This is a genomic window from Bosea sp. NBC_00550 (assembly GCF_026020075.1).
Classification (GTDB): Bacteria; Pseudomonadota; Alphaproteobacteria; order Rhizobiales; family Beijerinckiaceae; genus Allobosea.
Genome location: NZ_CP102772.1, coordinates 5,565,173 through 5,582,046 on the forward strand (window position 1 = coordinate 5,565,173; position 16,874 = coordinate 5,582,046).

Annotated in this window: 15 protein-coding genes; 6 read left to right on the top strand and 9 right to left on the bottom strand. The window is 66.9% G+C overall.

Annotation, left to right across the window (positions count from 1 at the left end; all coding sequences use genetic code 11):
• The first annotated feature begins 324 nt into the window (after positions 1-324).
• From NWE53_RS26425 to upp, 4 genes are all read left to right on the top strand, one after another.
• Positions 325-486 (top strand): Thivi_2564 family membrane protein, encoded by a 162-nt coding sequence (locus tag NWE53_RS26425; RefSeq protein WP_091855869.1) that lies wholly within the window; start codon positions 325-327, stop codon positions 484-486.
• Between the two features lie 102 nt (positions 487-588).
• Positions 589-1,851 (top strand): GTP cyclohydrolase II, encoded by a 1,263-nt coding sequence (locus NWE53_RS26430; protein WP_265052259.1) that lies wholly within the window; start codon positions 589-591, stop codon positions 1,849-1,851.
• Between the two features lie 27 nt (positions 1,852-1,878).
• Positions 1,879-3,096 (top strand): URC4/urg3 family protein, encoded by a 1,218-nt coding sequence (locus NWE53_RS26435; RefSeq protein ID WP_265052260.1) that lies wholly within the window; start codon positions 1,879-1,881, stop codon positions 3,094-3,096.
• 40 nt (positions 3,097-3,136) lie between these two features.
• Positions 3,137-3,778 carry a uracil phosphoribosyltransferase gene (gene upp, locus NWE53_RS26440; protein WP_265052261.1) on the top strand — a complete coding sequence of 214 codons (642 nt, stop codon included), beginning with the start codon at positions 3,137-3,139 and terminating at the stop codon, positions 3,776-3,778.
• Positions 3,779-3,847: 69 nt separating this feature from the next.
• Here the strand turns inward: upp and NWE53_RS26445 are convergent, their stop codons facing one another.
• The 8 genes from NWE53_RS26445 to NWE53_RS26480 all read right to left on the bottom strand — a co-directional run bounded on the left by NWE53_RS26445 (position 3,848) and on the right by NWE53_RS26480 (position 10,908).
• The gene (locus NWE53_RS26445) at positions 3,848-4,249 is read right to left on the bottom strand and encodes a DUF1236 domain-containing protein (RefSeq protein ID WP_265052262.1); all 402 of its coding nucleotides are present in this window, start codon (positions 4,247-4,249) and stop codon (positions 3,848-3,850) included.
• Positions 4,250-4,390: 141 nt separating this feature from the next.
• On the bottom strand, positions 4,391-4,822 hold the full coding sequence (locus tag NWE53_RS26450; RefSeq protein ID WP_265052263.1) for a DUF1236 domain-containing protein: 432 nt from the start codon (positions 4,820-4,822) through the stop codon (positions 4,391-4,393).
• 240 nt (positions 4,823-5,062) lie between these two features.
• Positions 5,063-6,037: a tripartite tricarboxylate transporter substrate-binding protein gene (locus tag NWE53_RS26455; protein WP_265052264.1), complete on the bottom strand. Its 975-nt coding sequence runs from the start codon at positions 6,035-6,037 to the stop codon at positions 5,063-5,065.
• A gap of 65 nt (positions 6,038-6,102) precedes the next feature.
• The gene (locus tag NWE53_RS26460) at positions 6,103-7,611 is read right to left on the bottom strand and encodes a tripartite tricarboxylate transporter permease (protein ID WP_265052265.1); all 1,509 of its coding nucleotides are present in this window, start codon (positions 7,609-7,611) and stop codon (positions 6,103-6,105) included.
• Between the two features lie 3 nt (positions 7,612-7,614).
• Complete coding sequence (locus NWE53_RS26465; protein ID WP_265052266.1) at positions 7,615-8,133, bottom strand: tripartite tricarboxylate transporter TctB family protein; 519 nt, start codon at positions 8,131-8,133, stop codon at positions 7,615-7,617.
• Positions 8,133-9,119, bottom strand: coding sequence for a LysR family transcriptional regulator (locus NWE53_RS26470; RefSeq protein WP_265052267.1), 987 nt, complete (start codon positions 9,117-9,119; stop codon positions 8,133-8,135). The genes NWE53_RS26465 and NWE53_RS26470 overlap by 1 nt, the downstream gene beginning before the upstream one ends.
• Before the next feature lie 127 nt (positions 9,120-9,246).
• A complete protein-coding gene (locus NWE53_RS26475; protein WP_265052268.1) occupies positions 9,247-10,173 on the bottom strand; it encodes a DMT family transporter in 927 nt (308 codons plus the stop codon).
• A 72-nt stretch (positions 10,174-10,245) separates the two neighbouring features.
• A complete protein-coding gene (locus NWE53_RS26480; RefSeq protein ID WP_265052269.1) occupies positions 10,246-10,908 on the bottom strand; it encodes a glutathione S-transferase family protein in 663 nt (220 codons plus the stop codon).
• A gap of 335 nt (positions 10,909-11,243) precedes the next feature.
• On the opposite strand from NWE53_RS26480, the gene mgtE reads away from it, so the two are divergent.
• On the top strand, positions 11,244-12,611 hold the full coding sequence (mgtE, locus tag NWE53_RS26485) for a magnesium transporter (protein WP_265052270.1): 1,368 nt from the start codon (positions 11,244-11,246) through the stop codon (positions 12,609-12,611).
• Between the two features lie 194 nt (positions 12,612-12,805).
• Here mgtE and NWE53_RS26490 read toward each other — a convergent pair whose 3' ends face one another.
• Positions 12,806-15,748: a sensor histidine kinase gene (locus NWE53_RS26490; protein ID WP_265052271.1), complete on the bottom strand. Its 2,943-nt coding sequence runs from the start codon at positions 15,746-15,748 to the stop codon at positions 12,806-12,808.
• A 224-nt stretch (positions 15,749-15,972) separates the two neighbouring features.
• Between NWE53_RS26490 and NWE53_RS26495 the strand changes: the two genes are divergently transcribed.
• Entirely contained in the window at positions 15,973-16,371 is a 399-nt protein-coding gene (locus NWE53_RS26495; protein WP_265052272.1) for a phasin, read from the top strand.
• The last annotated feature ends 503 nt before the right edge of the window (positions 16,372-16,874 follow it).

The window sequence follows — 16,874 nt, forward strand, 5'->3', positions numbered from 1 at the left end:
TTGGAAACCAGTGCCTTCTCGTCCTGAGATTCTCGGGTCTGCGCTTCGCTTCGCCCGAGAATGACGCCCTCGACGCCAAGCTCGCCCTTGTGCGGGCATCCACGTCTTGACCGCGACCTTCGACCGCCGAAGACGTGGATGGTCGGGACAAGCCCGACCATGACGATGGAGCTCCCCGCCAAGCACACCCACTTCGCCGGCAAAAGCTCGAACCGGAACCTATTCCCACCCTGCGACGTTCTGTCGGCGGGGCTGACATGCTGCGAATACGTCGCGGCAGGGCTCCGGGGGGCCGGCTATCGGCCGAGATAAAGGGCTTCACGCATGTCCATTCTGATTTCGCTTCTGATCACCGTTCTCGTGATCGGCCTCGTGCTCTATCTCGTGCGCATGCTGCCGCTCGACGGGCAGATCAAGAACGTCGTGCAGATCATCGTCATCGTGATCGGCATCATCTCGCTGCTGCGCTATCTCGCTGTTTTCTAAGGCGATTGACGGCGCGCCTGCGCTGGTTCACACTTCGCAAGGTCCAGAGGGCCCCGGACGTTCCCGTCTGGGGCCCTTTCCTGTTTCAGGGCGAGACCTGCGATGAACGCGCCGAACCGCACCGGCCATATCAGGCTGACCTCCCATCCCGAGCCCGGCAGCGCCGCCGTTCGCTTCCCGATCCGATGGGGCGCCCCGACCGCCGCCGAGCGCGGCCCGATCATCGCCTCGACCACAAACCCGGCCGACCGCAACGTCATCGGCGCCCATGGCGGCTCCTATTCGGTCTATCGCGCGCTCGCGATCTCGGCCCGCGCGATGAACCCCTCGCAGCGTCCCGACCTGACCAACACCTATCCCACCGCCGAGATCGCGCCGCAGCCGCAATGGGCCGATCCGAAGAAGATCGTCTCGCTCGATCCTTACGGCCACACGGTGGCGCAGGATTTCGGCAAGCTGATCGGCGAGGGCATCGATATCCGCCCTTCCATCGCAATCACCAAGGCGAGGCTCAACCTTCCCGAGATACTCGCGGCCATGGGCGCGCATCGCCTTGCCGCCGACGGGCATATCCTGCATTCCACCGGCGACATCTCCGTCACCAAGATCGCGGTCGACCCGGTCTGGTATCTGCCGGGCATCGCCGAGCGCTTCGGCACCACCGAGAACGAACTGCGCCGCACGCTCTTCGAGCAGACCGGCGGCATGTATCCCGAGCTGGTGACGCGGCCTGACCTCAAGGTCTTCCTGCCGCCGATCGGCTCGATCACCGCCTATGTCATGGGCGAGGTCTCCGGCTTGGCCGACCGCAAGACGCGCATCGCCTGCCGCGTCCATGACGAGTGCAACGGCTCGGATGTCTTCGGCTCCGACATCTGCACCTGCCGGCCCTATCTCACCCACGGCATCGAGGAATGCGTGAAGGAGGCCCAGAGCGGTGGCGTCGGCCTCATCGTCTACAACCGCAAGGAGGGCAGGGCGCTTGGCGAGGTCACCAAGTTCCTCGTCTACAACGCCCGCAAGCGCCAGGAGGGTGGCGATTCCGCCGCGACCTACTTCGAGCGCACCGAATGTGTCGCCGGCGTGCAGGATGCGCGCTTCCAGCAGCTCATGCCGGACGTATTGCACTGGCTCGGCGTCACCCGGATCGACCGGCTGATGTCGATGTCGAACATGAAATACGACGCCATGGTCGAGAGCGGCATCGAGATCGGCGAGCGCGTCGCCATCCCGCCCGAGCTGATCCCGCCCGATGCCTCCGTCGAGATCGAGGCGAAGAAGGCGGCGGGCTATTATTCGCCCGAGGGCAAGCCCGGCGACAACGCGCTCAAGGCCACCGTCGGCCGCGAGCTCGACAAGTTCTGATCCCGTCCCGCCCTATCCGAGTTGATGATGCCTGACCGCGATTCCGAGGCGTTCCGCGCCCTGTTGAAACCTGCTGCCGTGCGCGAACGCGCGCGGGAGATGCTGGAGCTGGGATTGTCCGGCGGGCTGCTCCATTTCAGTGTCCATCCCGAGCGGCTGGAGGCTTGCGCCGACTATGTGCTGGAGACCATCCGCGCGAATTATCCGACGCTCGAAATCCCCTTCCACGCACGCTGGCGCCACTTCGTCGTCGCCGGGGACGATCGCTGGCAGAGACTGGATCAGGCCGCGGCCTTCTCCGACACAGGCGCGCGCGGCCGCGCCGCTTACGACCTCGCCATCGTCAGCGTCCTGCTCGATGCCGGTGCGGGACCGGACTGGCGCTATCGCGACGCGGCGACCGGCAGCGAGATCGGCCGCTCCGAGGGGTTGGCGCTCGCTTCGCTCGATATGTTCGCCGCCGGCCTGTTCTCCAGCGACCCGGCCGATCCTCTGCGCGCCGATGCCGACGCGCTGAAGCACCTCGATACGGCAGGGCTTGCGCAGGGATTCCAGGCCGGGCCGGACAATATGCTATTGGCGCTCGAAGGGCGTGCCGCCCTGCTCAACCGCCTCGGAGAGGAGCTGGAGCGGCAGGGTTTGTCGCGCCCCGGCGAGCTTTTCGACCGCTTCGCCGCCGCCGCCGATACGGGGACGCTCCGGGCCGCCCATATGCTCGGTGAGGTCCTCGCGGTCTTCGGCGGCATCTGGCCTTCGCGCCTGACGCTGGCCGGCGTGGCGCTGGGCGACACCTGGCGCCATCCGCTGATCGCACCCGGCGAGCCAACGGAAGGCCTGGTGCCCTTCCACAAGCTCTCGCAATGGCTGACCTATTCGCTGATCGAGCCGCTGCAATGGGCCGGCATCACAATCGTCGATATCGACGATCTCACCGGCCTGCCCGAATATCGCAATGGCGGGCTCTTCCTGGACAGCGGTGTCATCGCGCTCAAGGACGAGGCGGATCGGGAGAAGGCGCATGAGGTCGGCTCGCCGCTGGTGGTCGAATGGCGGGCGCTGACCGTGGCGCTGCTGGACGAGATCGGCGCACTGGTCCGCAGGCGCCTCGGCCGTTCGCGCGAGGAATTGCCGCTCGCCAAGGTGCTGGAGGGCGGCAGCTGGGCCGCTGGGCGCCGGATCGCGCGCGAAAAGCGTGTGGATGGCGGTCCGCCCTTGACCATTGTCAGCGACGGCACGGTATTTTGAGGGTGAGCACAGCTTCGGGAAACAAAGGGGTAACCGGCGTATGACTTCGAGCCAGGACGGTGTCACCGTCGTCGATCACCCGTTGGTCCAGCACAAGCTCACGCTGATGCGCGAGAAGGATCGCTCCACCAAGAGCTTCCGCCAGCTCCTCAACGAGATCGGCATGCTGCTCTGTTACGAGGTGACGCGCGATCTGCCGACCGAGAAGATCGAAATCGAGACGCCGCTGCAGAAGTCGATGCAGCCCGTCATCGCCGGCAAGAAGCTGGTCTTCGCGCCGATCCTGCGCGCCGGTGTCGGCTTCCTCGACGGTATGCTCGAGCTGGTGCCGGCAGCCCGCGTCGCCCATATCGGGCTCTACCGCGATCCCGACACGCTCCAGGCGGTCGAGTATTATTTCAAGGCGCCATCCGACATCGCCGACCGCATGATCGTGGTGATGGACCCGATGCTGGCCACCGCAAACTCGGCTGTCGCCGCCGTCGAGCGCCTGAAGGAGCGCGGCGCCAAGGATCTGCGCTTCGTCTGCCTGCTGGCCGCGCCTGAAGGCATCGCTCACCTGCGCGGCGCCCATCCCGATGTCCGCATCTGGACGGCAGCGATCGACGAGCGCCTCAACGAGCACGGCTACATCGTGCCGGGCCTCGGCGACGCCGGAGACCGCATGTTCGGCACGCGCTGAACGGCAAAAAGGCCCGCGCCGTTTCCCGGCGCAGGCCTTCCTATAACGTTGCGACCGTCAGGCCTGCCGTCAGTCGATCACCTCGATCACGCGGCGGGTGCGCGGCTCGACGATCACGGGCTCGTCGTTCACCACCGTGTAGCGATAGCCATGCGCGCCATACTCGGCCGGCACGACGTGATAGACCACTCCGCGCGACGGCAGCACTGTTCCGACTGCGACCGGCTCCGCATAGCGATACGAGCGCATATGCTGTGCCATCACATAGTTCCGGAAGCCCGGTTCGTCGCTGATCATCGTCCCACCGGCCGGGTCCCGCGTCAGGGTAGGGGCGAACATGTCCGACCCCGCAAGCGCGGGATCATGCGTGAAGCCACCGCTGGCGGGATCGCGAATGATCGGCCCCGCAGTCTGCGCAAAGGCAGTTGCGGGAAGAGCCGCGAGGACGACAGCAAAAAGAATCCGCTTCATTGTAAGTGACCTCCGATAACGCCCCGCTCTGAAAACGCCGCCACCTGGCGGCGGTTCCGGCTGTGGCGATCACCAAAAAGAGAGGCCCGCCCCCGTTTCCAGGGGCGGGCCTCTCGACGACTCCGAGGAGCCGTCAGGCGGTTACTGGATGATCTGAACCACGCGACGGGTCTGCGGCTCGACGATGACCGTGCGGTCGTTCACCACCGTGTAGCTGTAGTTCGAGGCGCTCGCGCCGTATTCGGCCGGCAGGCGGTGATAGGTCACGCCCTGCGCCGGCAGCACCGTGCCGACAGCGATCGGCTCGGCATAGGTATAGGACGGAACGCGCTGCTCGACGACATAGGTGCGGAATCGGGGCTCCGCCGCATCGCCGACGATGGCGCCGACGACTGCACCGCCGACGCCGCCGACGACTGCACCCACGGGGCCGCCGACGACAGCGCCGCCTACAGCACCGGCCGCCGCGCCGCTGGTCGCGCCGCCGACAGCGCCGCCCGAAGGCTGGCTCTGGGCGAAGGCAACAGCCGGGGTGATGGCGAGGGCGGCAACAAGAGCGATCTTCTTGAACATAATGTCTCTCCTTCCGAAGTGAACGTCGGCGAGACAACCGCAGCTTGGCGAAACAGTTCCCGGAAAATCGGTCACGAGATGTTAACGCCACGCAACCCGGCGGAAAAAGAACAGGCAGAACAAAGTCTTGCTTGTTCATGGCAGAACACGGACCCGCGGCTCATTCTCGCCCGCGCAGCCTGAAACGAAAACGGCGGGCCCCGAGGCCCGCCGCAAAATGCGCTCTGTCCGGCTGGATGCTTACTGCTTGGGCGCGGCCGAAAGTGCCGGCGTCAGCTTGTCGGCGTCGCCCTTGATCAGCGCGGCGAAGCCGGCAGGCGTCCGCTCCTCCGCCGTCGGCAGCACGGTGCCGAGGTCGAGCAGGCGCTTCTTGGTGCCCTCGTCGTTGAGCGCCTTGTTCAGGGCGTCGACGAGCTTGTCCACGGCCTCCTTGGCCATGCCCTTCGGCCCGGCGATGCCGTTCCAGGCTTCGATCTGGTACTCGGGCAGGCCGGCTTCCTTGGTGGTCGGGACGTCGGGCAGCGCCGGCGAGCGCTGGGCCGAGGCGATGGCGTAGGCCTTGATCGTGTTGGCGCGGACCTGCTCGGCGACGGAGACGATCTGGTCGCACATGAAGTCGACCTGGCCGGAGACGAGGTCGTTCAGTGCAGGGCCCGTGCCGCGATAGGCGACGGCGTTGATCTTCGGCGTGCCGAGGATGCCCTTCAGCAGGGTGCAGGTCGTCCAGGAGACCGAGCCGAGGCCGGCATGGGCCTCGTTCACCTTGTCCGGGTTCGCCTTCACATAGGTGACGAACTCCTTGAGGTCCTTCGGCTCGAAATTCTTGCGTGCCACGAGCAGGATCGGCGTGCCCCCGGCGAGACCGATGGTCTGCATGCCGTTGATCGGGTCGTATTTCAGGCCGGGATAGGTGGCCGGCGCCGCCGAGAAGGTGCCGAGATGGCCCATGGCGATGGTGTAGCCGTCAGGAGCGGCCGTTACGGCGCGCGCGATGCCGGTGGTGCCGCCGGCGCCGGCGACGTTCTCGATGACGATCTGCTGGCCGAGCGTCTTCGACATGTGGTCAGCGACGATGCGCGCGATGATGTCGGTCGGTCCACCCGCCGCGAAAGGCACGATCATGGTGATAGGCTTCGTCGGATATCCCTGCGCCTGCGCGCCGCCGGTGAACGCCAGCGCGGCAGCCGCAGCTAGGCCTAGAACGAGTTTCTTCATTCGGATTCCTCCCTCGATGTTGCTTGAGATGAAACTGGGGTGCCGCCGCCTGGGCGGCAACCCCGTCATTCGGTGAAGACCTCTTCGCGCTTCTTCGAGATCGAAGGCAGCAGGGCGATGGCCAGCACCAGCACCGCAACGAGCAGCAGGCCCAGCGAGATCGGCCGGTTCTGGTAGTCGATGAAGGTGTAGAACGAGCCGCGCGAGATGATCAGCGCCTGCCGCAGCTTCTCCTCCATCAGCTTGCCCAGCACGAAGCCGAGCAGCATCGGGGCGGGCTCGAAGCCGAGCTTGATCAGCAGGTAGCCGAACAGGCCGAACAACGCGGTGAATGCGACGTCGAGCGGCTGGTTGTTCACCGAGTAGATGCCGATGCAGCAGAAGATCAGGATCGCCGGGAACATCAGCCGGTAGGGCACCTGCAGCAGCTTCACCCAGACGCCGACCAGCGGCAGGTTGATGACCAGCAGCATCAGGTTGCCGACCCACATCGAGGCGATCATGCCCCAGAACAGCTCGGGGTTGCGGGTCATGACCTGCGGGCCGGGGATGATGCCGTGGATCGTCATCGCGCCGACCATCAGCGCCATCACCGCGTTCGGCGGGATGCCGAGGGTAAGCAGCGGGATGAAGGCGGTCTGCGCGCCGGCGTTGTTGGCCGATTCCGGCCCCGCCACGCCCTCGATCGCGCCCTTGCCGAAGCGCGACGGATCCTTGGCGATCTTCTTCTCCACCGTGTAGCTGGCGAAGGGGCCGAGCACTGCGCCGTTGCCGGGCAGGATGCCGAGGATGCCTCCGATCGCGGTGCCGCGCAGCACCGGCGCCGTCGCCTGCTTGATGTCGTCCCAGCCCGGCAGGAGCCGGCCGATCTTGCCCTTGACGACGTCGCGCGCCTCGGGGCTTTCGAGATTGCGCAGCACCTCCGCGAAGCCGAACACGCCCATAGCCAGTACCGAGAAGTCGATGCCGTCCGAGAGCGAGGCGATGCCGAAGGTCAGGCGCTCCTGGCCGGTCTCGAGATCGGTTCCAACGGTCGAGAACAGCAGGCCCAGCATGATCATGCAGAAGGCCTTGAGGATCGAGCCGCGCGCCAGCACGACGGCGAAGCACAGGCCCATCACCATCAGCGAGAAATACTCGGCCGGGCCGAAGAGCAGCGCCATCTTGGTCAGCGGCGCGCCGAGCGCGGCGATGATCAGCGTCGCCACGCAGCCGGCGAAGAAGGAGCCGATGGCCGCCGTGCCGAGCGCGACGCCGGCGCGGCCCTGCCTGGCCATCTGGTGGCCGTCGAGCGTGGTGACGACCGAGGTCGCCTCCCCGGGGATGTTGACCAGGATCGCGGTGGTCGAGCCGCCATACTGCGCGCCGTAATAGATGCCGGCGAGCATGATCAGCGCGCCCGTCGGATCGAGTCCGAAGGTGATCGGCAGCAGGATCGAGATCGTCGCGATCGGGCCGACGCCGGGCAGCACGCCGATCAAAGTGCCGACGAGGCAGCCGACGAAGCAGAGGCCGATGTTCTTCAGTGTCAGAGCGACGCCGAAGCCCAGCGCGAGATTGGAGAACATGTCCATCGGTCAGATCCCCAGCAGCCAGGGCGCGAGCGGGATCGGCAGCGACAGCGCGTATTTGAACAGGAGGATGCAGCCGGCGGACATCGCCACCGCGAAGATCAGCAATTCCTTGAGCTTGCGGTCGTCGGCGGCGAGGCCGGAGAAGAAGATCAGCAGCGGACCGGAGACGAGCAGGCCCAGCGCCGGGAACCGGATCGGACCGATCTCAAAGCCGCGGATGGTCAGTCCGAACAGGCAGGCGCCGCCGAGCGCGAAGAAAACGCCGCGCCAGGACCAGCCCTGCAGCTTCTCGCCGTTATAGCGCAGCGAGGCGAGGGCAAGCATCACCCCCAGCGCGCCGCAGATTACGGCGAAGGTCTTGGGCAGCATTCCCGGCCCGAGCTGGCGCAGCGTGCCCGCCGGCAGGTCCCAGGTGAAGATGAAGGCACCGAGCGCCAGCAGGATCATGAACAGGCCGCCGGCCAGATCCTGCGTAGATCGTACGCGCAGGCCCTGCGCCTGTTCTATCTGATTGAGACTCATCAGGCTCCTCCGACTGGCGACCCGGTTCGGGCTGTCCGTTTCTGCGATTTGGGGGAAGGGGTGAAGGAAAGGGTCTGGCGATCGTCGAGCAGGGTCACGCTTTCCCTCAGGATCGCAAGAAAATCGTCGCGCGCCGGCAGTTTCTGCTGGGGACGCCAGGCGACGCCGACGAGCGCGCCGGGCGGCGGCGGGTCGAGAAGGGCGCCGCGCAGGCGCCGCATCGTCACGCCGGGGAAGGACAGCCGCGACACCCAGTCCGGCGCTAGGGCCATGCCGAGCCCGGCTGCGACCGCCGACATCATCGCCGGCTTCTCGGTCGCCTCGATCGTCACGTTCGGCACTGCGCCGACGCTCTCGAAATAGGCCATGACCAGATCGTAGGCATAGGGGCGGATGCGCTTCGACGGCACGACGAAGGGTTCGCCGACGAGATCGAGCATGGTCAGATGCTCGCGGGCGGCGAGGGGATGGGCCTCGTTCAGCACCACGAGCGGGCGCTCCACCCGCAGGATCTCGAAGGCGCAGTCGGTCGGCTTGCGTGGCGGGCGGGTCAGCGCGAGGTCGAGCTTGCCGGATTCGAGCATCTGGACCAGCGCCGCCGTCATGGCCTCGACGAACTTGATCTCGATGCCGGGGAAGCGTGTCCGGAAGGCGACCAGCGCCTCGGGCACGAAGCTCGAAGACGCCGCGTCGATCGCCCCCACGCGCAGGATCTTGCCCGAGGCGAGCGAAGCCTCGCGCACCGCGCGGGTGGCATGCTCCATCTTGACGAGGATGCCCTTGGCTTCCTCGAGCATGATCAGCCCGGCCCGGGTCATGGCGACCTGTCGGGTCGTGCGGGTCAGCAGGCTGACGCCGAGTTCATCCTCGAGGGCGCTGATCTGGCGGGACAGGGCGGGAGGCGCGACGCCGAGCCGCTCGGCCGCCCGGCCGAAATGCAGCTCTTCCGCGACCGCGATGAAACATCGCAGCTGCCGCACATCCATGGCCGTCCCCTGTTCCCCGGTACCGCTTGCCCGCGATATCTCTCGGTGGGCCGTGCCCAATAGCGACTCCAGCCGACAAGTCGACCCTAGAGCAATTCATAATTTTTTGGCAATAAAGTCTTTGGTCCTAGGCAGGCCTGGCGCGGGCCATCCTGAACAGGCGTCCGTCGATCAGGGCGAGGCCGGCGGCGATGGCCGCCATCCCCCAGAAGTGCCGTGCCAGCAGCGCTTCTCCGAGGAAAACCGAGCCGAGCAGGATGGCACTCACGGGGATGAGGAAGGTCACCAGGGTGACGTTGGTGCCACCGGCCCGGCGCATGATCCGGAAGAAGATGACATAGGCCAGCGCCGTCGAGAGCAGCGCCAGTCCGACCAAGGACAGCGCGACCTTGGTGCTCGGCACCGGCAGCAGCCAGGGCGGGTGGAAGAAAATGACCAACGGTATCGTCATCAATGTCGTCGCGCTGACCTGGCCGGCAGCGCTGACGAGCGGCGGCATCCCGCGGAAGCGGCGTCCGAAAAGCGCGGCGAAGCCGTAGGACAGCGCAGCGGCGAGGCAGGCGAGCTGCGGCAGCAGCGCCCCGCTGACGCCATGGACCGCGTCAGGCCCCATCAGGATCGCGACGCCGACGATGCCCGCGCCGACACCGGCGAGCTTGAGCCCGCCCGCTTTCTCGTCCGGCGCGAACAGATGCGCGACGACGACGCCGAAGAGCGGGGTCGTGGCATTGATGATCGAGGCGAGGCCGCTGGCGATCTGGGTCTGGCCCCAGAAGATCAGGCCGAACGGGATCAGGTTGTTGAGCAGGCCCATGCCGAAGAAGGCGAGCCACATCCGCCCGCCGACACGCATCGATAGGCCTGACAGCCTGACTACGAGGAGCAGCGCGATGGCGGCCATGCCGACGCGGGCGAGCACGACGGCGAGCGGCGGCCATTCGGCGACGGCGATCTTGCCGAAGAAGAACGAGGCACCCCAGAGCAGGGAGAGCAGCAGGAGCAGCAGCCAGTCGCTCAGGTCCATGACGGGTTGCGGAGCGGGGGAGGACGACATGGTGAACCTGCTGAACAATAACGAGCCGGAGCGATAGGCTCGCCCCGGCTCTTCCTCCACCCGTTTCCTGTATCAGGCGGCTTCTGCGTCGCGCGCCTGCCACATCGCCTGGAAGGCCGGCCGTGCCTGGCAGGCATCGAGCCAGGCCTTGACGCGCGGAGCGGCCTCGAAGAGCTGCGTTGCGGGCTTCGCGTAGCGGATGATCTCGGCGACGTTGATGTCGGCGACTGTGAAGCGGCCGCCCATCACGTAGCCGTTGTTCTCGGCCAGCGTCTTGTCGAGCACGGCGAAGGGGCCGGGCAGGGCGGCCAGGGCAGCATCGACCAGCTCGGGCTTGCGCTTCTCCGGCGGATAGGCGGCGAGGTGGAACTGCAGGTTGAGCGCGTGGGTCTCGCACTCGGTCGCCGCCCAGAGCGCCCACATCACCGCGAGCCCCTCTTCCTGCGCGTTCTGCGGCGCGAGCGGGCCACCATGCTTGCGCGCCAGATAGAGGTTGATCGCCAGCGATTCGTGCAGCTTGAAGCCGTTGTCGTCGATGCTGGGGATATGGCCGTTGGGGTTGATCTTCAGGAACTCGGCGCTGCGCGTGTGCAGCGGCACGCCCGGCGCCGCCGGATCGGGGAGGCGATAGGCCTGGATCACCGGCACATGGCTGAACGGCAGGCCGAGCTCGTTGGCGAGCCAGATGACGCGCGTGGCGCGCGAACGATAGCAACCGTAGATCGTCAGGGTCATCGGCGGGATTCCAGTGAGAAATGGCGGACCGTCGGCGGAGGTGGCGCAGGGCACCGATTCCGTCGCCGCGACCTTAGGCGCGCGATGGCGCTGAGCCAATGCGGATGATCGGGGGCAACGCGCCGAAAAAACCGTTTGACGCAGGCGTTTGGCGGGTGCATTGGCCTCCTGCTCCCGGCCTTCGTGGCCGGCTGCTCACAGGAAACTTCAACCCGATGCCAAGCGACAGTCCCAGCCGACAGTCGAAGCCGTCTGCCGCCGCTTCGCGCGCCTGACCGGGTTGCCCGGCTCGCCTGCGATCCGGCCATGACGGCCCGATCGCAAGGAATAGAGCCATGAACGATACCGCCGCCACGACGGACCTCCTTGCCGTGACGCTGGCCCAGACGCTGGCGCAAGAGCATGTCGCCGACATCGTCGAGACGCTGAACGAGCAGGACGAAGCGACCATCGCGCATGTCCTGGCCGAGTTGCCTTTCGATCGCGCCGTCGAGGCGCTCGACCAGCCGGAATTCACCGCCGCCGCCGAGGCGCTGGCCTTGCTGCCTGACGGGCGCGCCGGCGCGCTGCTCTCGGCCATGTCGGCGGACCGCACTGCCGACGTCTTCCAGGAATTCGACGAGGAGACCCGTCAGCGCCTGAGCGGCCGTATCGACCGCCAGACCCGTTCCGACCTCAACAAGCTGCTGGCTTATCCCGAGCATAGCGCCGGCTCGATCATGACGACAGAGTTCGTCAGCGTGCCCAGCAACTGGTCGGTACAGCAGGCGCTCGACCATATCCGCCGCGTCGAGCGCTCGCGCGAAACCGTCTACGCCATCTACGTGCTCGATTCCGTGACCCGCAAGCTGGTTCGCGCCGTCTCTCTCCGGCGCCTGATCAGCGGCGACCCCGAGGCTCCGGTCGAATCGGTCGTGCCGGCGCACAAACCGATCACCGTTGCGCCCGAGGTCGATCGCGAGGACGTGGCGCGCCTGATCACCAAATACGACCTGCTGGCCGTTCCCGTCGTCGATGCCGACGACCACGTCGTCGGCATCGTCACCTTCGACGACGTCATCGACGCGATGATCGCCGAGACGACGGAGGACGTGCAGAAGCTCGGCGGCATGGAGGCCCTCGACCAGCCTTATAACGAGATCGGCTTTCTTTCGATGATCCGGAAGCGTGCCGGCTGGCTCTCGATCCTGCTGGTCGGCGAGATGCTGACCGCCTCGGTCATGCAGTATTTCGAGGGCGAGCTCGAGAAGGCGATCGTGCTGACGCTGTTTATCCCGCTCATCATGAGCTCGGGCGGCAATTCCGGCTCGCAGGCGACCTCGCTGATCATCCGGGCGCTGGCGCTGCGCGAGGTCACGCTGAAGGATTGGTGGCGGATCGCACTGCGCGAACTGCCGACAGGTCTCACGCTCGGCGCCATTCTCGGCGTCATCGGCGTTATCAGAATCATCGTGTGGCAGTGGCTCGGCTTCTACGATTACGGGCCGCACTGGATGCTGGTGGCGGCGACGGTCGGCGGCGCGCTGGTCGGCATCGTCACCTTCGGCTCGCTTGCCGGCTCGATGCTGCCCTTCGCGCTGAAGCGGCTCGGCTTCGACCCCGCCAGCGCTTCCGCGCCCTTCGTGGCGACGCTGGTCGATGTCACCGGGCTGGTGATCTATTTCGGCGTCGCCGCCGCGATCCTGACCGGGACGCTGCTATAGAGGCACGCTCTTCAAGTGCAACCGTGCCGTCATTCCGGGGCATCGCGTCAGCGATGAGCCCGGAACCCAGAGCCGCCGCCGATTCTGGTCAAGGCGCAGGCCCGGCCGTGTTCAAATGAAACAGGGCATCGGTTCTGGGTTCCGGGCTCGGGCCTTCGGCCCGCCCCGGAATGACGGCTCGCGTTTGTGTATCGTCAGCTCGCCAGCACGCGCTGCGGCGGGAAGGTGATCTCGACCAGCGTGCCTTCCTTCTTGACTGATGTGATCGACATCGCGGCGCGGTTTGCCTCGACCAGCGCCTTGGTCAGCGGCAGGCCGAGGCCGGTACCGCCCGCGCGCCGCGTCGTCGGCACCTGCCGGAAGGGCTCGAGCGCAAGCTTCAGCTCGTCATCATCCATGCCGATGCCGGTATCGCGCACCCGCAGGATCGCCTCGCCCTGGTCGCCGAGCGCGGTCGAGATGATCACCTGCCCGCCGGCATCGGTGAACTTCACCGCGTTGGAGAGCAGGTTGATCGCGATCTGCCGGATGGAACGTTCGTCGGCGACGACCGGCGGCAGCTTCGGGGACAGGCCGGAGCGCAGCACGACGCGTCCGCGTTGCGCCTCGGGCTGCAGCAGCGAGACGGTCGACAGCGCGATCTCGTTCAGGTTGACGCTGACGAAATCGAGGTCGAGCTTGCCGGCCTCGATCTTGGCGAGATCGAGCAGGTCGTTGACCAGGCTGATGACGTAGCCGCCGGACTGGTGGATGTCGCGCAGATATTCCTTGTAGCGCTCGTTGGCGATCGGCCCGAAGCGTTCCTCCGCCATCACCTCGGCAAAGCCGATGATGGCGTTGAGCGGGGTGCGGATCTCATGGCTGATCTTGGCGAGCACGTCGGATTTCTGTGCGCTCGCCATTTCCGCAGCCTTGCGCGCGTCGACCAGCTCGCCCTCGGTCTTCTTCCAGGCGGTGATGTCTCGCAGCACCGCGCAGAAGCGCGGCTCGGCCCCATGCGCGATCTGGCCCATGGTCATGAACAGCGGGATCTTGCCGCCCTGGCGCACCCGGCCCTGCACCTCGCGCCCGTCGTTCAGCACCGAGGCGACGCCGCCGCCTTTCAGGCCTTCGAGATAGTCGAGCGCCGGCGCATGGCTCTCGCTGGCGAAAAGCAGCGTGAACAATTCGCCTGTGACCTCGCGCTGGTCGTAGCCGAACAGCGCCTCGGCCGCCTTGTTCAGCGCCAGGATGCGCCCGCGATCATCGACCGTGACGACGCCGTCCGTCGCCGTGTCGAGCATGGCGGTGAGTTCGTCGATGCGGGCATCGCGGGTCTCGGCGTCGAGCCTGAGCGCCTCGACACGCGCCGCCGATTCGGATTCCTCGGCAGCGAACTCGGCCGCAAGCTCGGCTTCCTCCGCCTCTTCCGGCGTCAGCACCTTGACCTCGCCGCCGCCATTGGGATGGCGGAAGGCCATCAGCGTTGCCGGCTCGTCCTGCCAGCTGACGCTGGAAAGGATGGCATCGACGCTGACCAGATGGCCCCGGCGATCGATCAGCGTCATCGCGCCACCTTCGGCGCGCGAGGCTTTCTTGATAAGGCGGCTGACATTGCCGCCGGCCTTCAAATCGGCGAGGTCGGCAAAGTCGAGCAGGTCGAGCAGCGTGCGGTTGGCGTAGACCGCCTCGTCGCCGCGGTTCACCAGGACGGCGACGGGCAGACGGTCGAGCACATCGGCATGGGAGTTGCGCTGCCGTGCGGGCGCGACGGCAGAGTCCGCTTCGGCTCCCGCCTTCTCTGCGGCGGCGGCTGCCTCTTCGCGTTCCTTGACCTGCAGCGGCGCGACGGGCGGCAGCCGTGGGCCGACTGTTTCCTCGTCGCCGGCCAGCCGCGCGCCCAGCGCCTTGGCGATCTCGCGGAAGGCATTGCGCTCGGCGGAACTGAGGTGAGGCTTCGACGGCTCCAGAACCGGCCGCAGCGTGGTCAGCGTGCCGTTACGGAGCGGGACGATGTTGCCGCCCGGTGCCGCAGCTTCAGCCACAGGCTGCTCGTCGCCAAGCCATTCGGCCGGCCGAATCTCGGGCTCATCGTCTTCAGCCGGATTCGCGAGCGGCGTGGCAGCGCCTTCATCGACATGGCCCTCCGCTTCCGGCTGCTCATGCTGATCAGCAGCGTCTTCGGCGAGTGGCTCGGGAATTTCGTCGGCTTGTGCCGGTAGAGCATCCGCTTCGGGCGCGGTTTCCGTCGCGGCTGCAGGCTCTTCCTGCCGGCTCGCCTTATCGTGCTCCGCAACCGGCGCGTCCGCTTCCGGCAGGTCGAGGACGGCTTCCGGCGCGGCGAAAGGCTCGCGCTCGTTCAGGCGGGCGATGCCGAAGCCGCGAAATCCGGTGAGCGCGCGTCCGGCATCGAGAAGCGGCACGCCCGAGAGCTCGACGCGCGCCCCTTCGCCGGGCGTATCCGTCTGCCAGAGCAGGGCGTGGCCGCTCCAGGTCGCCGCCGTGGCGAGCCGCTCCGCCAGCCCGCCGTCGCGGTCGAGAACGGTGGAGCCGAGGAGGTCGTGCCAGCTTTTGCCGGCAAGCCCGGCTGCGGCCTCTGCGCCGGTCAGGGCTGCGATCTGTTCGGAGACGCTGGTCAGCGTCCCCTCGCGGTCGCTCTGCCACAGAAAGCGAATCATTGCCGGCCGCGCAGGCGCGGCGGCTTCGACCTCGGCCGGCGGTGTGGGGGGCGTCGCGATCGTAGCGGCTGCCGTCGGCTCGCTGGACTGGGGAATCGCGATGCCCAGCCGGCGCAACTCGGCTGCCGAAACCACGACCGCCAGGACCGTTTGTCCATCGGGGCAGGACAGGAGTTTGCAGCCGCAGGTGACGGGCAGGGCGGCGAAGCCCGAAGTCAGGCGCAGCCTTTCGAGGCGGATGCCGGCCATGGAGGCCAGGCCGCCGGCGAGGGCATCGAGGCGCTGCCGCGCTTGATTCGGAACGACGATTTCAGCGGTCTTGCCGCCGAGCAGAGCCTGGCCGGCGGAGTTGGCGAAGCCGGGGCGTCCGGCGCCGGCATCCCAGAGAAGCAGGGCGCCGCCCGCGGCAAAGGTCGCAAGGGCGGCGTCCTCAGCCGCCGCCGCTCCCCGTCGCGCCCAGTCCTGTCCGGATTCGCTCATGCCTGCCTGCTCGTTCAATCCGCGCCCGTTATGCCTAACAAACCTTTAATAGCTCCCAAATGGCCGCAAATCCATGGAACCAAAGATCGCTCTCCCGCTTCTCCTCGAAACAGCGTTAACATGGGCGGCGTCGCGATAGGTCACGCGGTTGTCATTGCATTGCAACAATGATATTGCAGTGCACAATATTGTAAGGCTTGGCTGCAAGACGACAGGAGGATCCCATGAACGGCAAATCACCCTACGAAGTGCCAACCGAGATGCGCGAGTTCGCGGAACGCAGCGTCGAGCAGGCCCGCAAGGCTTTCGACGGCTTCATCGGCGCGGCCCAAAAGGCTGTGGATAGCGCCCATGGCTCGGCCGAGAACGCCCGCGCCAACACTCACGACGCCACCCGCAAGGCGATCGCCTATGCGGAAGACAATGTCGCGGCGGCTTTCGACTTCGCCCAGAAGCTGGTGACGTCGAAGGACCTCACCGAGGTCATGCAGCATCAGTCGGATTTCCTGAAGTCCCAGATGGCGTCGTTCCAGACCCAGCTCAAGGATCTCGGGGCTGCCGCCCAGGACGCTGCGACGAAGGCTGCCGAGACCGTCAGCAAGGCCACCAAGGGCGGCCGCTGAGGCGCGTCTGCCGGCGCTACTGCGCGCCGGCACACATTCTGGCCGGGCCAAGGGCCCGGCTTCCGCTGTTTGCCGCTGAAGGAGAGCCGCCATGGTTAAGCCTGCTCCCACCAGGACCACGTCCAAGGTTCCGGTCAGCCTGCCTCCGGTGAGGGCGCTGTCGCCCGCGCCTGCCGAGAAGCAGGTCGACAAGCTGCCGTCGCCGAATCCGGATGCGCGTCCCGCCGCCAGCGACGCGACGCCGCCTCGGCCTGCTCCCGCCAGCCCGGCCGTTTCGAAGCCCGCTTCTCCCGCGGACGCGGCCCCTGCGGCGGCTGCTCCCGTCGTCGTGGCTCCCCCGGCTGTCGCTCCCGCAGTGGCCGCGCCAAGTGCAGCCGCGCCAAGTGCAGCAGCTCCGGTTGCCGCGCAGAACAAGCCTTTGGCCGCAGTCTCACCGCCGGCAGCGCGAACCGAAGCGGTTGCTCCGGCCGAGGTCGCTCCGGTCAAGGAGGCCGTTACTCCGG

What these genes read in the sequence shown, in the direction of transcription:
- NWE53_RS26425 (WP_091855869.1), top strand. Translation starts at nt 325, where the DNA reads ATGTCCATTCTGATTTCGCTTCTGATCACCGTTCTCGTGATCGGCCTC.
- NWE53_RS26430 (WP_265052259.1), top strand. Translation starts at nt 589, where the DNA reads ATGAACGCGCCGAACCGCACCGGCCATATCAGGCTGACCTCCCATCCC.
- NWE53_RS26435 (WP_265052260.1), top strand. Translation starts at nt 1,879, where the DNA reads ATGCCTGACCGCGATTCCGAGGCGTTCCGCGCCCTGTTGAAACCTGCT.
- upp (WP_265052261.1), top strand. Translation starts at nt 3,137, where the DNA reads ATGACTTCGAGCCAGGACGGTGTCACCGTCGTCGATCACCCGTTGGTC.
- NWE53_RS26445 (WP_265052262.1), bottom strand. Translation starts at nt 4,249, where the DNA reads ATGAAGCGGATTCTTTTTGCTGTCGTCCTCGCGGCTCTTCCCGCAACT.
- NWE53_RS26450 (WP_265052263.1), bottom strand. Translation starts at nt 4,822, where the DNA reads ATGTTCAAGAAGATCGCTCTTGTTGCCGCCCTCGCCATCACCCCGGCT.
- NWE53_RS26455 (WP_265052264.1), bottom strand. Translation starts at nt 6,037, where the DNA reads ATGAAGAAACTCGTTCTAGGCCTAGCTGCGGCTGCCGCGCTGGCGTTC.
- NWE53_RS26460 (WP_265052265.1), bottom strand. Translation starts at nt 7,611, where the DNA reads ATGGACATGTTCTCCAATCTCGCGCTGGGCTTCGGCGTCGCTCTGACA.
- NWE53_RS26465 (WP_265052266.1), bottom strand. Translation starts at nt 8,133, where the DNA reads ATGAGTCTCAATCAGATAGAACAGGCGCAGGGCCTGCGCGTACGATCT.
- NWE53_RS26470 (WP_265052267.1), bottom strand. Translation starts at nt 9,119, where the DNA reads ATGGATGTGCGGCAGCTGCGATGTTTCATCGCGGTCGCGGAAGAGCTG.
- NWE53_RS26475 (WP_265052268.1), bottom strand. Translation starts at nt 10,173, where the DNA reads ATGTCGTCCTCCCCCGCTCCGCAACCCGTCATGGACCTGAGCGACTGG.
- NWE53_RS26480 (WP_265052269.1), bottom strand. Translation starts at nt 10,908, where the DNA reads ATGACCCTGACGATCTACGGTTGCTATCGTTCGCGCGCCACGCGCGTC.
- mgtE (WP_265052270.1), top strand. Translation starts at nt 11,244, where the DNA reads ATGAACGATACCGCCGCCACGACGGACCTCCTTGCCGTGACGCTGGCC.
- NWE53_RS26490 (WP_265052271.1), bottom strand. Translation starts at nt 15,748, where the DNA reads ATGAGCGAATCCGGACAGGACTGGGCGCGACGGGGAGCGGCGGCGGCT.
- NWE53_RS26495 (WP_265052272.1), top strand. Translation starts at nt 15,973, where the DNA reads ATGAACGGCAAATCACCCTACGAAGTGCCAACCGAGATGCGCGAGTTC.